This is a genomic window from Spirochaeta dissipatitropha, from assembly GCF_054657935.1.
The window spans coordinates 61,701-85,551 of sequence record NZ_BAAHXT010000014.1; the positions used below are offsets into that span (position 1 = coordinate 61,701).

21 protein-coding genes are annotated in these 23,851 nt (G+C 47.0%); 11 read left to right on the plus strand and 10 right to left on the minus strand.

From position 1 onward, the window contains the following. Positions 1-58: 58 nt before the first annotated feature. Genes ACYQ2L_RS14630 through ACYQ2L_RS14640 form a run of 3 tightly spaced genes read left to right on the plus strand, consistent with a single transcriptional unit; the run spans position 59 to position 4,524 of the window. Entirely contained in the window at positions 59-2,878 is a 2,820-nt protein-coding gene (locus ACYQ2L_RS14630; RefSeq protein WP_460057226.1) for a chromosome segregation SMC family protein, read from the plus strand. Next, entirely contained in the window at positions 2,862-3,245 is a 384-nt protein-coding gene (locus ACYQ2L_RS14635; RefSeq protein WP_460057228.1) for a hypothetical protein, read from the plus strand. Before ACYQ2L_RS14630 ends, ACYQ2L_RS14635 begins: the two co-directional genes overlap by 17 nt. Then, positions 3,229-4,524, plus strand: a complete 1,296-nt coding sequence (locus ACYQ2L_RS14640; protein ID WP_460057231.1) for a tetratricopeptide repeat protein — start codon at positions 3,229-3,231, stop codon at positions 4,522-4,524. The genes ACYQ2L_RS14635 and ACYQ2L_RS14640 overlap by 17 nt, the downstream gene beginning before the upstream one ends. A 34-nt stretch (positions 4,525-4,558) precedes the next feature. Here the strand turns inward: ACYQ2L_RS14640 and ACYQ2L_RS14645 are convergent, their stop codons facing one another. Further along, positions 4,559-5,731, minus strand: a complete 1,173-nt coding sequence (locus tag ACYQ2L_RS14645; protein WP_460057233.1) for an AMP-binding protein — start codon at positions 5,729-5,731, stop codon at positions 4,559-4,561. Positions 5,732-5,739: 8 nt separating this feature from the next. Beyond that, positions 5,740-6,120: a photoactive yellow protein gene (gene pyp, locus ACYQ2L_RS14650; protein ID WP_460057235.1), complete on the minus strand. Its 381-nt coding sequence runs from the start codon at positions 6,118-6,120 to the stop codon at positions 5,740-5,742. Positions 6,121-6,206: 86 nt separating this feature from the next. Here pyp and ACYQ2L_RS14655 point away from each other — a divergent pair, with 86 nt between their 5' ends. Further along, the gene (locus ACYQ2L_RS14655) at positions 6,207-7,349 is read left to right on the plus strand and encodes an AI-2E family transporter (protein ID WP_460057237.1); all 1,143 of its coding nucleotides are present in this window, start codon (positions 6,207-6,209) and stop codon (positions 7,347-7,349) included. Positions 7,350-7,370: 21 nt separating this feature from the next. On the opposite strand, the gene ACYQ2L_RS14660 is transcribed toward ACYQ2L_RS14655, so the two are convergent. Genes ACYQ2L_RS14660 through ACYQ2L_RS14670 form a run of 3 tightly spaced genes read right to left on the minus strand, consistent with a single transcriptional unit; the run spans position 7,371 to position 12,338 of the window. Further along, on the minus strand, positions 7,371-9,515 hold the full coding sequence (locus ACYQ2L_RS14660; RefSeq protein ID WP_460057239.1) for a Tex family protein: 2,145 nt from the start codon (positions 9,513-9,515) through the stop codon (positions 7,371-7,373). A 7-nt stretch (positions 9,516-9,522) separates the two neighbouring features. After that, complete coding sequence (locus ACYQ2L_RS14665; RefSeq protein ID WP_460057242.1) at positions 9,523-11,304, minus strand: ATP-binding cassette domain-containing protein; 1,782 nt, start codon at positions 11,302-11,304, stop codon at positions 9,523-9,525. A 23-nt stretch (positions 11,305-11,327) separates the two neighbouring features. Continuing rightward, positions 11,328-12,338, minus strand: a complete 1,011-nt coding sequence (locus ACYQ2L_RS14670) for a serine/threonine protein kinase (protein WP_460057244.1) — start codon at positions 12,336-12,338, stop codon at positions 11,328-11,330. A gap of 63 nt (positions 12,339-12,401) precedes the next feature. Here ACYQ2L_RS14670 and ACYQ2L_RS14675 point away from each other — a divergent pair, with 63 nt between their 5' ends. Together ACYQ2L_RS14675 and ACYQ2L_RS14680 are read left to right on the plus strand one after the other, a co-directional pair. Next, entirely contained in the window at positions 12,402-12,629 is a 228-nt protein-coding gene (locus ACYQ2L_RS14675) for a hypothetical protein (RefSeq protein WP_460057246.1), read from the plus strand. Further along, positions 12,610-12,921 (plus strand): YbjQ family protein, encoded by a 312-nt coding sequence (locus ACYQ2L_RS14680; RefSeq protein ID WP_460057248.1) that lies wholly within the window; start codon positions 12,610-12,612, stop codon positions 12,919-12,921. Before ACYQ2L_RS14675 ends, ACYQ2L_RS14680 begins: the two co-directional genes overlap by 20 nt. A gap of 41 nt (positions 12,922-12,962) precedes the next feature. On the opposite strand, the gene ACYQ2L_RS14685 is transcribed toward ACYQ2L_RS14680, so the two are convergent. Genes ACYQ2L_RS14685 through ACYQ2L_RS14695 form a run of 3 tightly spaced genes read right to left on the minus strand, consistent with a single transcriptional unit; the run spans position 12,963 to position 14,495 of the window. After that, positions 12,963-13,328 carry a hypothetical protein gene (locus ACYQ2L_RS14685; protein ID WP_460057251.1) on the minus strand — a complete coding sequence of 122 codons (366 nt, stop codon included), beginning with the start codon at positions 13,326-13,328 and terminating at the stop codon, positions 12,963-12,965. Between the two features lie 37 nt (positions 13,329-13,365). Then, complete coding sequence (locus ACYQ2L_RS14690) at positions 13,366-14,013, minus strand: ferredoxin--NADP reductase (RefSeq protein ID WP_460057253.1); 648 nt, start codon at positions 14,011-14,013, stop codon at positions 13,366-13,368. Beyond that, on the minus strand, positions 14,013-14,495 hold the full coding sequence (locus ACYQ2L_RS14695; RefSeq protein ID WP_460057256.1) for an EVE domain-containing protein: 483 nt from the start codon (positions 14,493-14,495) through the stop codon (positions 14,013-14,015). Before ACYQ2L_RS14695 ends, ACYQ2L_RS14690 begins: the two co-directional genes overlap by 1 nt. An 81-nt stretch (positions 14,496-14,576) precedes the next feature. On the opposite strand from ACYQ2L_RS14695, the gene lipA reads away from it, so the two are divergent. After that, positions 14,577-15,479 (plus strand): lipoyl synthase, encoded by a 903-nt coding sequence (gene lipA, locus ACYQ2L_RS14700; protein ID WP_460057258.1) that lies wholly within the window; start codon positions 14,577-14,579, stop codon positions 15,477-15,479. Here the strand turns inward: lipA and ACYQ2L_RS14705 are convergent. Then, the gene (locus tag ACYQ2L_RS14705; RefSeq protein WP_460057260.1) at positions 15,470-16,324 is read right to left on the minus strand and encodes an SDR family NAD(P)-dependent oxidoreductase; all 855 of its coding nucleotides are present in this window, start codon (positions 16,322-16,324) and stop codon (positions 15,470-15,472) included. The two genes, lipA and ACYQ2L_RS14705, sit on opposite strands and share 10 nt — an antisense overlap. After that, entirely contained in the window at positions 16,324-17,640 is a 1,317-nt protein-coding gene (locus tag ACYQ2L_RS14710) for an OmpA family protein (RefSeq protein ID WP_460057262.1), read from the minus strand. The genes ACYQ2L_RS14705 and ACYQ2L_RS14710 overlap by 1 nt, the downstream gene beginning before the upstream one ends. Positions 17,641-17,694: 54 nt before the next feature. Between ACYQ2L_RS14710 and ACYQ2L_RS14715 the strand changes: the two genes are divergently transcribed. Genes ACYQ2L_RS14715 through ACYQ2L_RS14730 form a run of 4 tightly spaced genes read left to right on the plus strand, consistent with a single transcriptional unit; the run spans position 17,695 to position 23,681 of the window. Further along, positions 17,695-18,318, plus strand: a complete 624-nt coding sequence (locus ACYQ2L_RS14715) for a hypothetical protein (RefSeq protein WP_460057264.1) — start codon at positions 17,695-17,697, stop codon at positions 18,316-18,318. Positions 18,319-18,320: 2 nt separating this feature from the next. Further along, the gene (locus tag ACYQ2L_RS14720; protein ID WP_460057266.1) at positions 18,321-19,946 is read left to right on the plus strand and encodes an ATP-binding cassette domain-containing protein; all 1,626 of its coding nucleotides are present in this window, start codon (positions 18,321-18,323) and stop codon (positions 19,944-19,946) included. After that, the gene (locus tag ACYQ2L_RS14725) at positions 19,933-21,933 is read left to right on the plus strand and encodes an ABC transporter permease subunit (RefSeq protein WP_460057268.1); all 2,001 of its coding nucleotides are present in this window, start codon (positions 19,933-19,935) and stop codon (positions 21,931-21,933) included. The genes ACYQ2L_RS14720 and ACYQ2L_RS14725 overlap by 14 nt, the downstream gene beginning before the upstream one ends. Further along, on the plus strand, positions 21,930-23,681 hold the full coding sequence (locus ACYQ2L_RS14730) for a hypothetical protein (RefSeq protein ID WP_460057270.1): 1,752 nt from the start codon (positions 21,930-21,932) through the stop codon (positions 23,679-23,681). The genes ACYQ2L_RS14725 and ACYQ2L_RS14730 overlap by 4 nt, the downstream gene beginning before the upstream one ends. The last annotated feature ends 170 nt before the right edge of the window (positions 23,682-23,851 follow it).

Below are 23,851 nucleotides of genomic sequence, written 5' to 3' on the forward strand. Positions count from 1 at the left end.
TGATAGACTTTCATATTATTATTGATTTTACTACTGGGTTGAACTTGAGGGAGGGCGAGTGTTTTTAAAAAGTGTCGAAATTTTCGGCTTCAAATCCTTCGCAGATAAAAGTCGTATCGAATTTTCGCCGGGTATTTCGGCTCTGCTTGGTCCGAATGGCTGTGGAAAAAGTAATGTTGTAGATGCTATCAAATGGGTGCTCGGGGAACAGGCGAGCAGGAGTCTGCGTGCCGAAAAAATGGAAGATGTCATTTTTAACGGTACGGATTCCAGAAAGGCACTCAATATTGCTGAGGTTACCCTCACATTATCTAACGATACCGGCCTGCTTCCCCTGGATGTCCCTGAAGTTGAAGTCAAGCGTCGACTGTTCCGCTCGGGCACCAGCGAATATTTCATTAACGGTGCACCAGTACGTCTCAGAGATCTGCGGGAGCTGTTCTATGATACAGGAATCGGAAAGTCGGCATACTCCATTATGGAGCAGGGTAAGATAGACCAGGTACTTTCTACTAAACCAGAAGAGCGCCGGACAATCTTTGAAGAAGCCGCCACAATAACCAAATACAAAATGAAAGGCCTGGAAGCCGAGCGGAAACTTGAGAAAACCGTTGAGAATATGGGGCAGGTCCGCAATATTCTCTCGGAAGTAGAAAAGCGCTATAACACACTGGAAAAACAGGCAATCAAAACCCAGCGCTATCGTGAGCTGAAGGATATCATTTTCCATACGGAGGTCGACCAGACGCTTCTCAAGCTCAGAAAAGCAATTAACGACCGTGACAAAACAAGTCAGCAGCTTCAGGAAGCCATTGAAAAACGGGATGAACTGAAGCAGAACATTGATCAGATAAACGAAAGTCTTGAAGAACACATGGAAGAAGTTCATTCCATGGAAGAAAAACTCGTTGAAGCCCAGAAAAATCTATATCGTCTCGAAGTAGAGCAGAAATCAAGTCAAAGTCGCAGAGGCATGCTTGTCGAACGGCTTGAAGAGGTTGAGAGCAAGATTTCCAGTGAGACTGCGCGGCTTGAGGCTCTTAGACAGACTATCGAAAGAATTGAAAAAAGCATTGCAGTCAAAAAAGAGCAGTGTACAGATATCAACAGCCGAATTCTCGAACACGACAAGAACATTGGTGAATTTCAGGAATCAATAGAATCAGCTTCAAGAAGAATCAAGGAAAACGAACTGTCAGCTGTACAGCTGAATGAAGAAGTGGCTACACTTGAAAACGATCAGGAGCAGCTAAGTGAAGAACTTCGCGGAGTCACCGATGTAATCGTTAAGGAGCTTGATGAACGTCTTCGTGAAAGCGGATATTCCAGTCGTCAGCGCAGCGAACTTGAAGAGAAAATGCGACATGCCCTTTCATCAGTACGAATCAGTCTTGAAGGGAAAAGTGATACCCTCGGAGACCTCAGTAAACGTGATTCAGTCAATGGAACTGAATTAAAACCAGTTCTGGAAAGTTTACTTGAACTGCCAGGGAAATTGCGTGATACCGAGCTGTTGCTGGATGAATATCACGCAGCAAGCCCTGCTTTTCTTGATGACTTTCTGGCGCCAGAAGGTATAATTACCAGAAAACGTGAAATTGACGACAGCATCTTTGCCTGTCGCGAAAAAATCCGTGAGAACCGTAGCAGGATACTGGAATTACAGGAAGAAAACCGGAATCTGCAGCGCAAGCGCGACGAATACCGCAAGACTCTTGAAGAACTTCGCCTTAACCGGGTCCAGCTGCAGAATCAGCTTCAGACCCAGGAGCAGGAAATACAGAGAGATGTCCGCAGTATAGAGCAGCAGCAAAAAAGCTGTGCTGAGATCGACCAGAGCATATCAGTCGAACGGGACAGGATACAGGGATTGAAGGAACATATTGCCCAGGTCGATGCTCAGTTCGCAGAACTCTCCAGTGCAGAAAAAACCGCCAGAAAAGATCTCGATAAGCTCAGTACACAGATATCATCGCGAAATAAAAGTGTACTTCAAAACGAAAAGCAGGTAAAAGATCAGATGCAGTCTCTTGCCAGACAGCAAGAGAAGGTTGAGCAGATTCATCTCAAGGAAGCTGATATCAAGGCTGATATCAGAAACCTCTATGAAAACTTTCGTGAGAGACATTCCCGTGACCTCTCGGAGTTTGAATCCCGTACTTTTGAAATCACTGAACAGTATTCAGAAGTAAGAGACCATCTGCAGCGTCTGAAAGGCGAACTCAAGGATCTTGGTCAGGTGAACCTCATGGCTCCCGAGGAGTTTGCAGAGGTAAAAGAGCGGTTCACGTTTCTCAACAAACAGCTTGATGACCTGGCCCGTGCAAAACAGGACCTTGACCGTATTACCGCTGAAATCCGCAAGGAATCAACCCAGATGTTCCTTGAAACATATGAAAAAATTAAACGGAACTTTCACACCCTGTTCAGAAGACTGTTCGGAGGTGGCCGGGCAGAAATCCGCCTGGCCGATCCGGATGATGTCCTTGAATCAGGAATCGATATACTTGCCCAGCCTCCCGGAAAAAAACTTGAGAACATCAACCTGCTCTCTGGCGGTGAACGATCCATGACCGCAGTTGCACTGCTTTTTGCCACATATATGGTAAAGCCTTCGCCGTTCTGTCTGCTCGATGAGATTGATGCAGCTCTTGATGAGGAGAATGTTGGTCGCTTTGTAGGAGTACTTACCGAATTCTCGAAAAGCAGTCAGTTTATTGTTATTACACATAACAAGAAAACCGTCGGCGGTGCCCAGACTCTACTAGGTGTAACTATGGAAGAGTCCGGGGTTTCAAAGATTATTTCAATACGTCTGGATACCAGACCAGAGGAATCAGAGGAGCTTGAGGAGGAGGAAATTGCAGAACTTACCTGATATTCCGGTAAAGCTCATCGTACGGGCCACCCTGGCTGTCTCTGTACTGATTGTTGTCTTGCTACTGATTATTTCTGCTTTCAGCGGTAGATCGGATAGGAACAGACAGCCAGCAGCAGTCGCAGCCCCTCAGGTTCTTTCACCTCTTGAACAGATTATCGGGCCGCTGCAGCTTCATCACTTTATAATTCCGAATCCTGAAGAACAGTACATGAATCCGCAGATCATTCCCTTCCGGGAAACAGGAAGTCCCTGGTCTGAAGAAGAAATAGAACCATTCTGGCTGGATCCCTTGATGATCGGTCTTGAAGAGACAACGAAAGAAAACCGACGTCTGATACAGGAATTATATGAAAATATACCGTAATGTAATGCTGATTCTGCTGATTCTCATTTACTGTATTTCCTGTGCCAGCATAGCAGAGGAATCCGAAGGCCCGGTCGAGCCCGTGGAAGTAATTGATACGATTGGCCCCGCGGATTCTGTGCACTTGCCACCAGAAATAGACCCGGATATTATTGTCAGACAAAGAAGCAGTAATGCTATGAGTGATGAACAGACACCTGTACTCATGCTGCCTGAGGTTCCTGTTCAGCCTGCTGAAATCCTTGACAGGCTTGTTGTCCAGCAATCCTGGTCTGATATTCCCCTGAAAGTTCCAGAACCTCCGGAAGCCACAGTCCGTCCAGTCGAAATCCCGGAGCCAGCTGATACCGCAATATCCGATCCGCCATCTCCATCGATCACATCTGCTACTCCAACTAGTGAAGCTGCTGCAGTCCCAGGTCAGGTTACTCAAACCCCTGCAGCAGACAGAAACACTGGCAGCCGAATAACACCGCTTCATGACAGTCCTCCGGACATCAGCGATCGAAAGGCAGAGATTACACAGTCTTCTGCTGTGAATCAGCCATTTATAGTACTTCTGCCCGGCGACGCCTGGATTTACATCGGCGAGGAATCAGGAAACCCCGATATTTCTTTCCGCTCACGAAGCAGCGATGACGGAGATACTGTATTTCGATTTATTGCTGAAACTACAGGTGATTATCTTCTTGTGTTCCAGCGCCAGGATTTACAGAAAGGACTTACAGAACGGAAGCTCGCAGAAATAACCGTACTCAGAGCACTTCCTCCCGGTGAAGAAACCGCAAGCACTGCAACTGCTGATACTATCAGCGAGCAGGAAAATCAAACTGATGCCGGTTTACTGTCAGGTAATGAGCCGGATGATAATACCACTGAGAATTACATCTTCCAGGATATGGCTTCTGCACTTGCTGAAGGGGACAGTTCAACTATCCGGGAAACCATAAACAAGCAATATCTCCTGCCGGAATCAGGCAGAAATCTCCTCGATGATATCGATGCACTAAGTTCCGCAGCAGAGATTCTCAGAAGCAGCTATGATCCTGGAGACAGCATTACTGCACGAACCCTATCAGCTCTGAATGAAATATCTGCCCTGGGACCTGAGGGGCTATTCTGGCTCGGACAGCATTACGAAAGCGTTGGTGTCAGGGATTATCAACAATCGGTACGGTTTTACGAGCAGTTAATCAGACAGTATCCATATCATCAGTTAGCCGAGCAGGCAGGTGTTCGCAGTCGTTTTATCCGCAGACATTTTCTGGACATCCTGTAGAGCTTTTTGCAATTTCCTCTGTAAAACAAAAAAATCAGAAATCCCGCTGTTTAGCCATGGAATTTCTGGGCAGCTCTGTTCCGAACATGTACGAGGATGGACGCTGCACTGAATCGAGAGAATGGGCTGCCCATGACCGAAGACTTTGCTCGAGACTAATGTTGTCTTCAGGAAAACGGTGTTCAGCACTGGATGGAACAATAAATATTTTAAGTCGGGTTCCTGCCTGGCTATCATAACTACGCACAGATGCCTCGGATACCTGATCCAATCCTGCGAATAATTTCTCTATTTGTGCCGGGTATACATTTTTACCCATGATCTGAAGCGCATGGTCTTTTCTGCCATGCGGAATGAATTTCCTGCTTTCAAGCCATTCAAGATTATCCGGTGGTTCAAGTATTGCCTCCAGTCCGGATCTGGTCAGTCCTGCATGACTGTATTTCCAGTAGGGAAAAAGGCAAAATGCTGCTTCAGAATGTCTGCGCCAGCCGATACCGGAAGTCTCACTTGAACCGAAAATTTCGATGTAATCTATGCTGCTGTTGTTCAACCAATCAGCATCCTCTGTAGACAGTGGAGATGTAGAACTGAGTACAGTTATACCAGCCGGAAGACTTCTGTCCTGTAAGCGCCATTGCCGGATCCATGCAGGAATGGATAACACGATATCTCCCTCAGTGAGTTCCGGAAAAGCACCATGCTGCCTCACTGCAGGCAGTCCACTAAGGGAAGGAAGCAGTATGGAAAACAGAAAGCCGTAAATGTGATGTGCAGGAACAAGCGATACTATTCGTTTTCTGCCTTCATGAATCAATGACAGGACAGTCTCAACTTCTTCCTTGAGTAAATCAGTCTGATGAACGATCTTTTTCGGACTACCGCTGCTTCCCGATGTAAAAAATTTGATATGGCTGCTGTAGTATGAAAGGGAAGTTTCCAGTAGGTTACTCCAGTTCATAATCCCGGGCTTTGCAAGCAGAAGATCTTCCAGGCCTGACTCTTCGATAAAAAAGATATCATTCAACTTGCCTGCAAGCATGGCTATTTCCATTGAATCACAAAACAAGGGGGCTGAATTCAGAAGCCCATCCGGATTTTCATCAGAAACCGGATGGGGGATTTCTGTATAATCTCTCATACTTGACAATTCTGATTGAACGAAGTCGCTCAGAAAGCGACGACAGGCTGCTGTATCAAGCTGCATAGATCAGATTATATTCTTTTCACAAAAATGTAGAAGCCGTCACCGACCACAGACTTGATCATATGAACCTTCACTTTTGTCGGTGTCATTTTATAATCGAAGACATATTCAAACATGGTATTCAGATCATCAGAAGCTACACCTGCCTTGAATTTACCATAAAATTCAGGTTGGTTTGTACAAGGAGCAACTTCTGTAAAAAAGTTCTTGCCGATTACTGCTTTGGGGTCCCTACCGGTAATATCCCCCTCGGCCTTGTTGTAACTGAGAATTCTGCCTGCAGCATCCAGTTTAATAGCCCCGAATGCCAGACCGTTAATATCAGAATCATTCAAACTGGACATAACGTTTTTCACATCTTCAGTTCCGAATTTAATTACTTCCATCATTTTACTCCTTGCGCTGTACACAGCTATGTTGTAAAGATAGTAAGATATAGATGCAAAGACAATCAGTTTATCGTCATGGAGTGTAGATGAAAGATCAAAAGCAGCTGCCACCGAACAAATCCTCAACCCCGCTCACCGAAAGCACGCTCGTCAGAACCTGTATCAAGCTGATTCTTGTGTTCAGCACTATTTTTATGGCTACTCAGATTGGATTCGTTTTCAGACCCATTATCGTGCTTTTTTCGACCCTTTTCCTGCCAGTACTTATTGCAGGAGCATTTTTTTATCTGCTCAACCCGGTTATTACATTCCTGCATCGTCTGGGACTGCATAGAACCCTGGCTATATTACTACTCTATATCGCAGTGATACTGTTGCTCGTACTCATTGTCAGTCTGGCAGGCCCGCCTTTGAGCCGGCAGATCGAAACATTAATAAACAACACGCCGAATCTCGTACGCGAAGCCCGCATCTATTTCGAAAACCTGCAGCAGCATGAACTCGTTGAACGCTTCATTCCAGATTTTTCAGACATCTCGTTAGGTGAGAGGGCGGCCGAGATTATAGAGGATCTCTACAAGGGTATAGGCAGAAATCTTCAGGCCTTCACCAGCTTTGTTACCGGTATTACGCTTGTTCTGTCGACAGTGCCGTTTATTCTGTTCTTCATGCTGAAAGACGGTCATCATTTGCCGAATGCAATAATGCGTTTTTTTCCTCCGGAATACCGTCCGGAAGGTAAAGAAATTCTCATGCATATGAATGCAACACTCGCGGCCTTCGTACAGGGTCAGATGATTGTAAGCCTTTTCGTCGGTACATTTGTCTATCTGGGCTATCTGCTGATCGGAGTTGATTATGCCTTGTTGCTGGCTTTTGTAGCTCTTGTTACCAATCTCATTCCCTATGTCGGCCCGATAATCGGAACGGTTCCCGGCCTGGTTGTTGCTCTGTTGATTTCTCCGGTCACAATGCTTCAGGTTCTTGTGCTGATAATTATAGTTCAGCAAGTGGAAAGCCAGCTCATATCCCCGCTTGTAATGGGAAAAAAGCTGAAACTGCATCCCCTCACAGTGATATTTGTGTTGCTGACCGCTGGCAGTCTCGCAGGATTTTTCGGGCTACTGCTAGCCGTTCCCGGTTATGCAGTAGCCCGAACAGCAATTGTGCATGGTTACAAACTATATATGCTGAAATTGAGAGCTGACAGAAAAATCATACGCCTCTGATATTTTGACCTCTTTCGGAAATCAGCGATCGCTTTTTCTCATCGAGAGAGAAATACGTTTACGCTTACTATCCACATCCAGAACCAGGACATTCACTTTCTGTCCAACCTTGACCACCTTGTGAGGGTCCTGGACGAATTCGTCAGCCAGCCGGCTTATGTGAACCAGACCATCCTGGTGAACACCTATGTCAACGAAAGCCCCGAAAGCAGTAACATTGGTGACCACGCCCGGCAGGAGCATGTGCTCACGCAGATCACTGATCTCGTTTACTCCATCGGCAAAACTGAATTCCTCGAATCCCTGACGCGGGTCACGGCCCGGTTTTTCAAGTTCAGCCATAATATCCATGAGGGTCGGCATGCCTGTATCATCACTGATGTATTTCTTAAGATCAATTTTTTTCCGGAGTGATGCATCATTCATAAGATCATGCACACTGCATCCCAGATCTTTAGCCATTTTCTGAACAACCGCATAGCTTTCGGGATGCACAGCGGAAGAATCCAGGGGATTTTTTGCCCCGCTGATGCGCAGAAACCCCGCACACTGCTCAAAGGCCTTGGGGCCGATTCCCGGTATTTTTTTCAGCTGTGCCCGTGAAGCTATAGCCCCTTCGCCGTTTCGAAACGTCACTATTGATTTGGCAATCTTGTCGGATATACCAGAAACAGAACGCAACAGCTCTCTGCCGGCCATATTCAACTCAACACCAACCTTGTTCACACAACCAGTAACAACATCGTCCAGACTGGTTTTCAGAAGCTTCTGGTCAACGTCATGCTGATACTGACCGACACCAATGGATTTAGGATCAATCTTGATCAGTTCCGACATTGGATCCTGTAGCCGGCGTCCTATAGATACAGCACCTCGAACAGTAACGTCAAAGTCGGGGAACTCATCGCGTGCAGTCTGCGAGGCAGAATAGATGGAGGCACCACTCTCGTTGACCATTTCCACGGGAATCCCCAGCTGCAGTGAGCGACAGAAGTCTGCAGCCTCTCGACCTCCGGTTCCATTCCCGACAGCGAGGGCCTCGATTCTGAATTTCTTGACCAGTTCCCTGATGATTCCGGCACTTTCTTCTTTCTTGTTTCCGGGTGGAAGAGGGTAGATAGCCGTATTGAACACCAGTTTTCCCTGGGAATCCAGACAGACCAGTTTACATCCTGTTCTCAAGCCGGGATCAAGAGCGAGAACAGGTTTTCGACCGAAGGGCGGTGACATGAGCAGTTCACTTATATTTTCAGAAAAAACCTGAACTGCCGCAAAATCTGCCCGCTGTTTGAGTCTGGACAGCAGCTCATTCTCAAGTGAAGGCTTCAGGAGGCGCTGATACGCATCCTCGGCAGCAGTTCTGACGAAATTGCTGTCTTCGCTGCGGCCCTTGACAACACGCCTCTCTATAGCCCTCATTGCCGTTTCGTCTTCTGGCACCGCATGAACAGCAAGAACACCTTCTGCCTTACCACGCAGGATTGCAAGTATACGATGGGATGGAGCATCAGCAGCGATTTCGCTCCAGTCAAGCCAGTCAGCAAACTTGGAATCGCTCTTCAGTTTTTCGGTATCCTGTCCCTTGGCTGGCACAGAAATAAGTTTCGCCTTGGTTTCAAACAGACTTCTGAGCTCTGTACGAACATCAGCATCTTCATTTATCCATTCTGCAATTATATCAGATGCGCCTTGAAGGGCAGAATCTACATCCGGCACCTCAAGTTCCGGATTAACGAAGTCCACAGCCTTTTCCGGCGGCCTGCAGCCTTTTTGTGAAAAAATAATTTCAGCAAGTGGTTCCAGACCCCGCTCCCTGGCTATACTGGCCCTTGTGCGGCGTTTGGGACGGTAGGGAAGGTATATATCCTCAAGCCGCGCCATTGTTTCTGCGGCTTTAATTTCCTTTTCAAGCTCTGGACTCAGCTTATCCTGGTCGGCTATGCTTTTCAGCACAAACGTCCGTCTGTCCTCCAGCTCCTTCAGCTTTTCAAGTGAATCACGAATGCTGATAATCTGGACATCCTCCAGACCACCTGTCCGCTCCTTCCGGTAACGTGCAATGAAAGGTACGGTTGCTCCGTCATTCAAAAGTTCAGCTGCCGCAGAGACCTGCGCAATACTGATTCCGGTTTCTCTGGCAGTTCGTTCAATGATAATGTCTGACATATATTGACTATACACCCTGCTGAGCTATCTGCTCAAGCTCGTCCCATCTTTCAAAGGCAGACTCGAGTTCAGCCTCTGCTTTCTGGAGCTTTGAACTGTATTCCGGTATCAGTTCAGCATCGTTTTTATATACTTCTGGATCAGCAAGCTTCTCCTGAAGAACTGAAATTTCTTCTTCGAGTGCAGAAATCTGATCAGGGAGGGTCTCCAGTTCCTGTTTTTCCTTGAAGCTTATCTTCCGTTGACGGCTCTGCGGACGGTCCTGAGTGGGGGGCTTACTGTTTTGTGACAGATTACTATCAACAGCTACATTATTCAGATTTCTGTTACGCCAGTCACTGTAGCCGCCTACATACTCTTCAAATCCAGCATCGCCTGTAAAAACAAGACAATCGCTGACCACATTATCAAGGAACTCGCGGTCATGACTAACGAGCAATACCGTACCGCTGTATTCAAGCAGAAGATCTTCAAGCAGATCAAGTGTTTCCATATCCAGATCATTGGTCGGTTCATCCAGCACCAGCAAATTCGATGGCTGCGCAAACAGTTTTGCCAGCAGTAATCTGTTCCGCTCCCCGCCGGACAGAATCTTAACCGGGTTCCGGGCTCTGTCCGGTTCAAACAAAAAGTCCTGCAGATAGGCATGTATGTGCCTGGCTTTTCCGTTTACCATGATCTGGTCATCGCCGCCGCTGAGGTTTTCCTGTACTGTTTTCTCAGGATCCAGCTGACTTCGCATCTGATCAAAATACACCGTCTGTATGTTGGTTCCCAGCCTGACGCTTCCGGTATCCGGTTTCAGATCGCCGAGAAGCAGTCTGATCAAGGTTGTTTTCCCGGCACCATTAGGTCCGGCAATTCCTACTTTATCTCCCCGCATTATACTGGTATGCAAATTTTCTATAACGGCAGCCCTTTCTCCGGGGTAGGTAAAACTGACATCATGAAGTTCAGCCACCAGATCGCCCGAACGGCCTGATTCCTGCAGACTGAACTGGACATTACCCTGACGTTCCCTTCGCTGCCTGTATTCATCACGCATTCTCATAAGAGCCCGTACGCGGCCTTCATCCCTGGTTCTCCGGGCCTTCACACCGCGCCTCAGCCAGGCTTCTTCCTGGGCCATTTTTTTGTCGAACTGAACACGCTGCTGCTTTTCTGCGGCAAGCAGTTCATCTCTGCGCTGCAGGAATTCGGTATACCCACAGTCGAAACTATACAGTTTTCCTCTATCCAGCTCGGCAACACGGTTACCCACAGCCCTGGCAAATGCCCTGTCATGAGTTATCATTACCAAGGTTCTGGCGTTCTTTTTGAGATGATCTTCAAGCCAGATAACCGTATCTATATCCAGATGGTTTGTTGGTTCGTCGAGCAGCAGGACATCTGCCCCGCCGGACAGAACAGCAGCAAGCATAACCCTGCGCCTTGCACCGCCGCTCAAAAAGGACAGATCATCTTCAGGATTAATGCCAAGGCGGTTCAGATAAATTTCCGCATCTACCCGTGTAGCAGCATACTCAAGACAGTAGTCTATCGCCTTGCCCTGCGATGCGGCATCTGACTCCTGATCAAGATACAGAAGCTTTATTTCTCTGCTCACCGCACAGTCCCCGCTGTCCGCAGTGTACTGCCCATTCATTAAACGAAGAAGAGTGGATTTTCCGGCACCGTTCCGACCGAGAAGACAGATTCTGTCACCTTCCTGTATATGTAGATCAATTCCGTCGAACAAAGCTTCATCGCTGAAACGCAGACGGAGATCCTTTAAACTGATCAGAGCCATTATTCCTCCTGATTGTGTAAAATTTAGATGAACCGGGCCTGCTCATGAATATCTTCGATCTCTTTCATCCAGAAAGCCTTGCTTCCCCAGGAAGGAAAATCACTAATAAAGCCTTTATCCATGCGCTGACGTGCCGACCATGCCAGATAATAAATCATTCTCATCAGGCGAAGTCCTTCAATATATGATTTCCACCGGTAATCAAAGCTGCGGAACTGCTCGTAACCTTCCGCGATCAGATTGAACTCCCTCGGGCATTCTTCCGCTCGTTCGGGAAGCAGCAGCCAGATATCCTGAACCGCAGGCCCGAGCATCATATCATCAAAATCTATGAGAAGTAGTCCTTCCTCTGATCTGTCAAGAATATTCCCTCGATGAAAATCGCCGTGTATTCTGAATCTTGGCAGCTGTGAAAAGTCGTCATTGATCTTGAGAAGAAGTGATTCGACCAGTTCGAAGAAATCGTTTGCCAGATCGGGGTGTACACAATTGCTTTCCCTGAGTTCCGCGACATAAGAATCCAGAATGTCCCGAGGAGTCCAGCTGATTCTGTTTTCAACATTCCTCATGGCTGACACACTGTGCAGTCTACCCGCAAGTGCACCAAGCCTGAGCCAGTCATCATCGGATTCAGCATCAAAATTACGACCGCTTCGTTTAGGAAACAAGGCAAAAGAAAACTCTACAGATCTTTCATCGGAAGAGGATTCGACACTGAACAGACTGCTTCCATCCTCATCACGCAGGGGAGCAACCGTAGGTATTTCTGAACCGGCACAATCAAAAATAAACTCATGTTCTTCAAGAATTGCCTCATCTGTCCACCTGCCGGGTCGGTAGAACTTTGCCATGTACGGTTTGCCGGCAGCATCTCTGACCTCATAAACCCGGTTAATATAACTATTATATTGATTTATCGTTCCATCCAGTTCTATGCCGATGGCTTGTTCTACTGCCGGTATAATCAACTCTGGCCGGAGCTGCTCAAAATCAGCACTACCTTCGGCTGCATTTATTTCTGGGTTATTCTGCATATTTTTCGACTGTAGCATGAATAGAATTGCTTGTAACCAGTATTAGTAGTCATGGAGGTTGTCATGAATAAATATGTGACAGCAGTTATAGTTGCAGCACTGCTTTTGGCAGGTATATTACTGACCGGAGGCTTTTATCTGGCTGTAATTCATTTGTCTAATGCTCCGATATGGCTGGCAGCAGTTGTTGCAGTCGGGCCCATTGTCGGTACAGCAGCAGTAATAACAGCATTCGTGCTTAGAATAAAAGAACTGAAAAAGGAGAAAGAAGATGATTATAGTAAATACTGATTTTGTATCAGACAAGGAATGCAAAACCATTCAGGTAGTGAAGGGTTCCATGATTCAGACGAAACATGTCGGTCGTGATGTAATGGCGGGGATTAAATCCCTGTTTGGAGGTGAACTCACCGGATATTCACAGATGATCAACGAAGCCAGAGCAATCGCAACCAAGCGCATGGTACAGGAAGCTGAAACACTGGGCGCAGATGCTATTATAAATGTGAGATACTCATCGAGCATGGTCATGACAGGTGCTGCAGAGATGATGGTCTACGGAACTGCTGTTACCTTTTCATAATCTGAATCATTATCTGAATAAATCCTGCAGGACAGTGCTGTTCAATCAGCCTGTCCTGTAGAATGAATAAAGCAGTGAAGATCATCTGCTTTTCTTCGCTTTACAAAGTTCTGAGGACTTAGATCCTGGAAGTTCCTGATCCTGTTTCGGCATTGCATGCCCTTACGGGTCAGGGCGGTGCACTGGCAACCGTCAGCTATGTACTGCTTCCAGGCGATATAGTCATCTTTATGTATTCCACATTCAGCTGCGAAAAAAGAATCTCGATCCTTGATCATTGCAACAATGTCCTGTGGACTCGGATGAAAACTACAACCTATCGGCTCATAGATGGCTTCAGTCTGTATACCATTCTGGTTTAGCGCGTGTACTACTTGTTGAATCTGTTGGGGGCTGATTTCCTGCATATAACCCAGTATAGCCCATGATATAGTTCAATACCAGTCAAAAATAAACTTCCGCATGAAGCTGGGAGGAGGGGATCCCCTGTTCCTGCAATATATCAAAAACCTCATAAATCATATCACAGTTCCCGCAGAGGTAGCATCTCGTGGTCAAATCACTTACAGGATTCTGTCTCAGGTAATCCGTAACCCTGCCGGTAAAAGATCCGGTATCTTTATCTGTAGGCTTGCTCAGACAAACCGTGAACCGCTCATGAGGGTAAAGCTGCCAGTCATAGTTTTCCTCACTGTATCTGACCCCGTGCAGCAGTTTGTAATTCAGGCTTTTATTATTACTGAGCATACTGTGGAAGGGAGATATCCCGGTACCGCTGGCCACCATCAAAACAGGGCTATTGTCCTCAGATAAAGTAAAATATCCGAACGGTCCCTCAACCTGCAGGTGATCACCTTCCCTGAGCCCGTATAGTTTTCTGCTCACTGTACCGCCTTCAACAAGCTTGACGAGTATCTCCAGATACTCATCCTCTGGACTTGAATAGATACTGTACTCACGAACGTGAAGATCCTTATCGATACCTACTGTGATATACTGACCAGCAGAAAACTGCATGTTGTTGCGGTCAAATCTCACAATAAATGCAGAAGAACTGAGATGCCTGACTGAATGGACTGTATAAACTGACATTACATGTCTCCTGCACTGAAATCACTATTGGCCATCGACAGTATCTCAGCAAACTCATGCTTTTCAACCGGGAGTACAGACAATCGATTGCCCTTCTGCAGTAGACGCATTCCCTCAAGTGCAGGGTTACTCTTCATTTCATCCAGAGAAACGATGCCTGGAAATATTTCTTCAAGTTTAACATCAACCATATACCATCTGGGATTATCGGCACTGGCCTTCGGATCAAAATAGTTACTTTCAGAATCAAGAGCCGTGAAATCCGGATATCCTTCGCGAACGACGCGGCAGACTCCGACTACACCGGGCGGCGAGCAATTACTGTGGTAGAAGAGAACAAGATCATTTACTTTCATATCATCCCGCATGAAATTGCGCGCCTGATAGTTTCGAACGCCATCCCAATGCTCGGTTTGGAATGGCTTGGCAGCAAGATCCAGTATGGAAAAGGTTGAAGGTTCAGTTTTAACAAGCCAGTACATGCCGAGTAAATTACTAGATTAATGCTTCCTTGTCGAGTATGGATGTTGCCTTTCACCGGCCTATGGGGCTACATTATGGGCATGCAAAAACCTGATTGGCTGAAAATTTCTCTTGAAACCAACGCCGGATTCACCGGTATCAAACGGCAGATGAGGGCTGGTAATCTGCATACTGTCTGCGAAGAAGCACGCTGCCCAAACATACACGAGTGCTGGGGACAGCATAAAACAGCTACCTTCATGATACTCGGTGACACATGTACCCGCAGATGCAGATTCTGCAGCGTGAAAACAGGTCTGCCCGGAGAACTCGATGTCACTGAACCTCGAAAGGTCGCTCAGGCAGTCAAGGAAATGCAGCTCAAGCATGTCGTTATTACTATGGTAAACCGCGATGATCTGAATGACGGCGGATCCAGAATCATGTGCAATACCGTGCTTGCAATCAAGAATCTGTCACCGCAGACCAGCGTAGAAGTACTGGCATCCGACATGATGGGCAAAACTGAATCAATTGCAGTTCTCATGGAATCAGGTGCAGAAATAATGAGTCACAACCTTGAAACTGTTCGCAGGCTGACCCCCCTGGTGAGATCCCGCTCGACTTATGAACGAAGTCTGGATTTTCTGCGAATCGCAGGCGAGATTGATAAAACGGCAGTAATCAAATCAAGTCTCATGGTTGGTCTTGGTGAAAGCATTGAAGAACTCGAAGAAGCTATGGATGATCTTCTTGCCAACAATGTAGGAATGATGAATATCGGCCAGTATTTGCAGCCGACCAAGGCTCAGCTTCCAGTACAGAAATACTACCATCCAGATGAATTTGCTGCCCTGAGAGAAAAGGCCCTTGCAAAAGGCTTTCTGCAGGTGCATTCCGGTCCCCTTGTGAGATCCAGTTACCATGCTGGCGAAAACTACTCGGAATACCGGAAGCAGATACATCCACTGGCAAAAGATCCAGAGCTCTCGGCCTACGTCTGATCAGTGCGTTTCCTGCCGTGAATTCTTCCACCCGACCTCCTCAGTAAGAAACCAACCAGATAGGGGAACAGGGTATTGGCAGCAAGAAATAAACGGCCTGATGCTGTACTTGCATGAAGCAGCTTTTTCGAAAAAGCAGCACGTAAAATTACCAGGGCACTCTGGCGCTGAGTTGAACCTGAAGATCTCGAGTGGTGTACCAGCTGACCGGCAGCGTTGAAAATCCGCTTTTCCGGATCGTTTTCTGTAAACCCCAGTGCTGCCAGAGAAATATTTACTCCACTGTGACGCGTTTCAATCGAGACAGATTCTGCCAGTGCAAGCAGGGCCATGCGTGAAGCGGAGTACACTGCGGTATTCGGGAATCCCCTGATTCCAGCAAGACTGGATACAATGACAGCCCTGCCTCGACTCTGCTTTAACTCTGGAAGCGCTGCCTGTAGACAATAGCTCGTTCCAATGAGATTGACCGAACAAATCTGTCGAATGACCTCTGGACTGGTTTCTTCAAATAAACCTCTCATTGACAGCCCGGCATTCAGAACTATACCATCAAGTCGGTGAAAGCGCTCTCTGGCAGTGTCGACAAGCCTGGATGCTGTCTCCGGGTCCGATATATCACCAGTGCATATCTCGATGTTGCTCCGCAGGCAGTTGGTGTCCTTCTGAAGCGAGTCCGCGGTGGTGTTTACCACAATAGAATCGCGACCATGAAGCACAATAAATGCCCCGTATTCAAGCAGCACGCGAGCAGTTTCCCGGCCAATTCCACGAGATGATCCAGTTACAATCCAGACTGAGCCGTGAATCTTCCTGATTGTCCCCGCCGAAAGTTTATCATTCATTATTCGATAATAAAGATCTCGGCTCGGCGGTTCAATGCCCTTCCGTCAGGACTATCATTATCTGCGACAGGCTCTGTGCCGCCACGTCCTGTGTACAGAAACCTGTCTGCAGGTATTCCGCGCTGAACCAGCTCCTGGACCATTGACTCGGCACGCTCAACAGAAAGTCTGAGTTGATTTTCGGCAAGACCTATGTCAGCTGTATGACCTACTACAAGAAAGGTAATGTCCGGGTTCACACGCAAGGCTTCCTTAAGACTTTCAGACAGGCTCTGCAAGCGATTGCGCTCCTCAGGGAGGAAGCGTGCCTGATCCGCCACGAAACGCAGTGCAGGCAACGAGAGACGTATACCAAGCTCGGTCTCATCAATACGTATCTGATCAGCAGCCTGGGCTTCGGGGATAGTCTCCCAGGCAACTGCAGGGCCAGTTTCAGGTATACGGTCAGGCGCTGGCTTTTCCTGTTCCTGAATATCCTGTCTGGCAGCAAAACGCTCCCGCAGAGCAGTTGTATTTCTCGAAGCAGGAGTATCGAAAAATGTCAATCTGAATCCGCTCATAGTTACTACAGTACCATCCTGATACTGAAATCTATCATCCAGGGTATCCCGGATAAATAGAGGACGGGTACCATCTGCGGACATGTAGATGTGGAGAATATGTCGACCTTGTATGGCACTCAGTTCCGGATCTCCGTGTCGGTCCTGACCCTGTCTGTACCTCAATGCATATTGCGCTGAAATAACAGCGGCATCCTCTCCATTATATGTATCGAAACCTTCAAAACGATAGCCGATGTACACCGGCACTCTGGTAAGTGCATTATCCTGAAAGGGGTCCACAATAACTTCGCCATATGCTTCCCAGGTATCACCGGGAGAGAGCTCTTCATTCGGAAAGCTTGGTATTGATCGTACAGCCGCAGCATTTCCTGGACTGTGTATGAAATATCTCCCGTCATGGGATATATGCAGATCGATCGGGATTACATCATTTACAGAGCGGGCTGCAAGGCGTTGATCACGGACGGTTGTAGACAACTGGAATGCGCTCCCCCTGTAACTCGTTCCGGGGGGGAGGTCTCCGCCTATATTAAGATCTATTCTCTGCACCTCATCGAGAACAATTCTTTCCTCTCCGTAACGGAAACCCAGATAATTGTTGTTAAGATGCAGACGCACACTGGTCCTGGTTGTTATTGTCATCCGGTCACCAGGCATAAAGCCGAATAATACAGCTTCTTCGCTCAGGATCGTGCTGCTTACACCGCAAAGAAAAAGAACAAGAAACAGTATTTTATGGAAGTTCAGTTTCATAATCAGCAATTATAGCTTAGACTGATATAAAAATCACTTATGGAAGGTGCAAACATGGCAACAGAGATACGTAATCGATTGAATAAGCTAATGGAAGAAAAAAATTACCTGGCGGCAATCCTTCTGTTAAGAGAAATTCCCCAGTATTCGGAGGACAGACAGGAACTTCCGGGTCTGATAGCAGAACGCCTGATCGAAGAAATAGATTCGCTCAGCAGAGAGAAAAAAGAGAGAAGATTGTATTTACGTTCACTGCTTCAGATGTTGATGCGGGAAGTACCAGGTCTGGCAGCAATATACAGGGATCAAGTGCGGGCTTCCAGCGGTGAAAATGATCCCATGCAGCAGGTATACAAGAACGTAAAGAACTGGTCGGATGTAGCTTCCGGCAAAAAATCATTCCGTGATGGTGTTGATGATACCGCAGAAAATGTACAGCAGGGATTCGAACAAGCCGGCGAATCAATCCGAAGCGGTGAATTCTCGGAGAATCTGAAGGGATTCTTCAATGTTGCAGAACAGGGAATACAATCAGGACTCAAGACTCTGGACAGCTTCTTTCAGGGAAGCAGTGTAGAAAAAAAACCTCAGGAAAACATGGAAGATGAGTACAAGGACGCAGTTGTCGAGGAAGTCGATGATGTTGAAGAAATTATAGTAGAAACAGACGACGATTGATCATGTCGGTTCCTCTGCTGTCCGTCGAAGGACTAAGTATCAGCTTCCCCGGAAAAAGGGGGAGTAAAAGTGATTTTATCGCCGTTGACAACATAAGCTTTCACGTAAACCGATCGGAACAGATTGCCATAGTAGGTGAAAGTGGGTCCGGAAAAACAGTGAGCTGTCTTGCCCTTACCCGACTCATCGAGCACTATGGAGGAAGAATCAGCAGGGGGTCTGTAAGCTATGAAGGCAATGCTATACTGGACATGAGTCCGGAAGCCCTGCTTGGATTAAGACGGAAGAATATATCCTATATCTTTCAGGATCCGGTTAAAGCATTGACCGAGCATCAAAGTATTGAGCAGCACTTTATATCGAGACTGCGCTCGGCAGGAATCACAAATCGCACAATTTCCAGAAAACGTATTGAAACTGCTCTGACGGCAGCCCAGCTGAAACCCGAGTCCCGTATTCTATCTGCATTTCCCCGAGCACTCAGCGGCGGCATGGCTCAGCGAATTATGATTGCTCTTGCCCTTTTATTTGAACCGGATTTACTGATTGCAGATGAACCAAGTACTGCACTCGATCTGAGCACCCAGACTGAAATTGTTTCCATGTTGTCAGAACTCTGCCATGAGCGTCACATGTCCATGATACTGGTCACACATGATATAGGACTTGCCGCTCATATATCGCAGAGAATCATGGTAATGAAAGATGGCCAGATTATAGAGCAGGGAACCACTGCCAATATACTCAGCAATCCCGGACAGCCGTATACAAGAACTCTCCTGAAATCAGTTCCACTTCTGAAGAAACATCATGAGAATAGCACCGAAGTACAGAGAGAAGCAGTACTTGAAATACAGAATCTGAACGTGAATTACAACGGGGCATTCCATGCCGTGAAAGATACCTCACTGTGCATCTATGCTAATCAGATTACAGGAATTATCGGAGAGAGCGGCAGCGGCAAATCGTCACTGCTGAAGGCTGTTACCGGTATTATTGATTCTTCAGGAGATATCCGCTATCGAGGTGCAGAGGTACATGAAATGACAGCCCGTGAGCGCCAGGGCATGCGCAGTAATCTTCAGATGATTTTCCAGAATCCTTTCCGCTCGTTCCAGCCATCCTCGAAAATTCTGTTCAGTATTCAGGAGCCGCTTTTCAGACTTGGTACTTGTTCTGCTTCCGAAAGATCCGGACTGATTCAGGATATATGCAGGAAAGTCGGACTTGAGATCGCGAATCTTGACCGACTACCTTCTCAATACAGCGGGGGACAGCTTCAACGGGCCAGCATCGCCCGGAGCCTTTCAACGGAACCGGAAATTCTCTTTGCTGACGAGGCCAGCAGCTCCCTCGACGTATCAATTCAGTCTCAGGTACTTCTGCTTCTGAAACGAATACAGGAAACCACAGGCTTGAGTATAGTTTTTGTTACCCACGATCTGGCGGCAGCGGTACAGATCTGCGACAGGATTGTGGTAATGGAACAGGGCCGGATAATCGAAGAAGGAAGCGTCACAGAAATTCTTGAAACACCAAAGCATCCATACACACGGAAACTCGTGGAAGCAGCCCGGTATTTTGATCCGGGCAAATTTATCGGGGAAAGTGTACATGTGGAAGAATAGACTGAAAAATTCCCTCCAGATAATGACAGAAGGCAGTTTTCTGCTCATTTCTTTTCTTTCCCTGACCTACCTGATTCAGGCTTTCCTCTTTGGTAGACCTTCGACTCAGTATCATGTTTTTTATGATTATTACATGTATATCCGGGACATTCTTCTGTTCAGGACTGGCTACACATCTTCCGGTGTACGCGTTAATCTTTTTATTTATCCCGGACTGGTCAACTCGCTCAGTCTTCTGCTCCCGGCTCTTATAATCTCCCTGCTTGTATCATTTGTACTTGTCAGAGGAGTCTATATTTACGGATTAAAAAAAACCTGGTCTGCACTGACAGTACTCAGCAGCTGGTTTACTCTGCTTCCGGTATTCTGGCTCGGCCTGCTGTTTCTGGCAGTTTCAATCGCGAGCGGTATATTGCCAGCAGGGGGTGTGGAATCGCATTATGCAATTGACATGAACTTGTCAGCACGGATCCTGAATCGGATCTATCATCTGATTCTACCTTTCCTGAGTCTGGCCCTGCCTATGATCGTTCACTTATCGGTGTCAGGAAAACAGCAGATGGATACCGAGCAAAAGAGCCCGGCTGTCAAAACCTTGATAAGTCAGGGTATGACAAAAAAGGGGATATTCCGCTTCCAGATTTCCCGACCCTTGACCAACGAGCTTCTTCTGCAAGCTGGTGCATATCTGCCCATGTTAATCAGCATGATGGTTCTTGTTGAGCGTGTTTTTGTGTATAGCGGACTGGGGACGCTTGCCGTTTCGGCATATCAGGCAAGAGGGATGGTACAGCCTGTTCACGCTCCTGAGGTAACCCAAAGTGCTCTGGCGTATCTAGGTGTAATTTCCATACTGTTTCAGTATCTGATCCGCCTGCTCAGAGGCATGCTGTATCCTGAAATCAGCAAGCAGACAACGCAGTCATCCCGCAAGCGGATCGGCATGCTTCTGGCAGTGATCTTCTCCGGTCAGATCGCTGTATTGATTTTCGGCAGGGATTTTGCATCACAGTCTCTCAATCCACTTTTAATCGAAAGAATTGTCTTTCTGTTCATTTCCTGTGTAATTATCTGCCGGGTTCTTATTGGCGGGAACAGATCAAGAAAAACTGCGGCGATCAGTTCAGGGAACGGACACAGATCAGTAAATCTCGGCTTGAAGAAGAATCTTTATGCATGGACCCTGAAAGATATTTCACCACTATTTGCAGTTGCAGCTGCTGCCGTACTGATCCTTCTTGTTTCTGCCTGGTTCGTACCTGTACGGGTTGCGCTCCGACCATTGATGAGAGGATCTTCAGCAGCTGATCTTTCATGGTGGGCTTCACTCTGGCAAAGAGGGAGTCTTTTTGGACGAAGCATTATCGCAGCAAGATTTCTTGTCATTCCCCTGTCAGCTGCCCTGGCAGGTTCATTACTCGGTGCAGCAGGCGGTGTGCTGCAGGGGATGTACGGGAAAAAAGGACTTGAAACGGGAGTAAGATTCCTGGAGATGTTTCCCTCTGTTCTGCTGGTAATTATGTTTTCAGGCCTGCTGACTGGGAGTATATGGGGATTGTTGATTCCGCTGACTGTGATTTCAGCCTTGAGAATGTACAGGATAATCAGTTGGGAAGTACACAAAATCCGTGACATGGAGTATATGGAATATTCACGCATGCTTGGAGCCTCCCTGCCGGGACTGATTACCAGTCACCTGCTGCCCCAGCTGTCAGTACTCTGGATGCGTAACGCTATACGTCTTTTCTGTGACGCAGTCGTTATTGAAGCTAACATGAGTTTTCTGGCGCGCCTTTACAGCCTTGGTCCATCAGCTTCAGCAATGATGCCCGTAGAAGGCTGGGGCGTGCTGATGCGTGATGCCAGATACCAGTTCATAAGAGGCCAGTGGTCCGACATCATAATCCCTGCTGTCATTTTTCTGGTCTTTCTTGGTTCACTTCGAATACTTTCTGAAGTCAGTCCCTTACGCAGGAGTCTGTCATGATCAGGACTGCAGCAAGAATCCTGTTGATTATGCTTGCCCTGCCGATGAGCATTTCATCAAGGGATATCTTCATCAACTACACGGAAAAGGAAAGCATTATATATCCTCAGTATACTTGGCTCGATGGAACAGGCACTGATTCGGTAAAAGGTCTTGTCCTGGCTCCAGGAAGAGAGCTCAGGTTGCTTGAAGTATCACGTACAGACAGTATGGATATTTCATCCTTCGGGGCAGGCACTGTAGCACCACAATACGAAGTCCGCGGTATTCATATGATCTCTCACAGTATTGGAGATCTCGCACTCGTACATATCACGTCCAGAAACAATGCCGGCATATTTATAATCGAGATCGAAAAAATAAGAGAAGGATTATATAAAAATCATGTTTTCAGTTCCGAAGACTGTATACTAAATATGACAGTCTCAGAACGCTTCTCCGACTGGCACGCAGATATAGATTCCCAGGGGATTCTATATCTGATCAGACCGGACCGAGGTGCTATACGTCAGAGTGCAAAGGCACTATATCTTCATCGATTCAGTCCTGATTTTCGTTTAATAGATGAATCTATACAGATATATCACACTGAAGGATATCTCCTTCAACCGAGAATCGTTTTTCAGAATGACCAGAAATATGTATTCTGGAGAGAGGGACAACGCACCGATCAGGGATTTATCTCTGCTGGAATTATATCCGATGGATTGCTCAGGGTTGTTTGCAGCATGGATGCCGACTTCAATTTTCCCTTGAACAGTAGTCTGCCCCCGGATCTGTTCTTCGAGCAGGTCAGTCGAAGAGATCCTGGAATGCAGGTTATTACGATTTCCGATTCACAGGTACAGCTCCTGTATCAGCATATTCCGGTACAGCAAAGCGAGCTTACACAGTTTCAGACAGGCCTGCGTCTGCTCACGCTCCGATTTGAAAATGAGATTGTAATGGCGGCAAGCGTACATCAGATTGCCGCCGCCCGGACAGGGCAGATATTGTATCCTGGAACTGCATTGTCACAGGATACCTCACTGCTGATTCCCTTCTCGAAACATAGCAGACAGGGTCAGGAGGCCTTCTATCTGGAGTTTGACCAGGATGCAGCACCGGGGCCTGATAATTATTCAAGATTGCTGCAATCACCAAGAAATCAATCCCTGCCGTTTTTCTTCAGAACGCCCGCAAGACCGGCAGCCCTGTTTTTCTCCAGAATTCCAGACCATGCGTATACGCTGGCTATTCATCCTTCGCCTTTAGCTGTTTCCGGGGGAATAGAGAGTAGCATCTCAAGCTTGTTTGTCTTTCATTACGGAAACCGGATTGAATCACTTACGTCCAGTCTACTGACGTTTCTTGCCGCAATAATGCTATCTATTCTCGCCGGGAGTCTGGCTGCATTCCCCGGTCTGCTGGTCTTTTGGCTGCTCCTGGCAATACTGAATGTATTCCATCCTCAAAGCCTGTACCTGAAGCGCGGTAGCCTTGCTGCAGCAGGTATGCTGATAATACTGGCTTGTGCCTGGCTGCCGGACGCAATACCAATGGAGTTACTGCCAGGATCTATTGTTTTCAGATATATTCTGATCTGCCTCATTCTGACTGGAGCAGTAACAAGTGCCAGGCATCAGCTTGCAGGAAGCAGAGGGTACAGCGGCTTACTCAGGATCGTGTGGTTGCATACCGTACTGCTTACCGGTTTTACTACCTGGCCGGCTTTATTTTTATTTCTCTCGGACTGGTTTTTACCATAAAAATGCATTATTATATAAATAGTGAAACAGAATCCGGCCAGGTATTAGTTTGTGACATCTGCTTTCGGGGTTGCCTCCTTTGCCCCGGAAGCATCTTTTTTTTTTACCCATAGAGAAAATTAAAAAATTACCTGCAATTTCCTCCTCGCATCAGTAGCGAATTTCAAAAT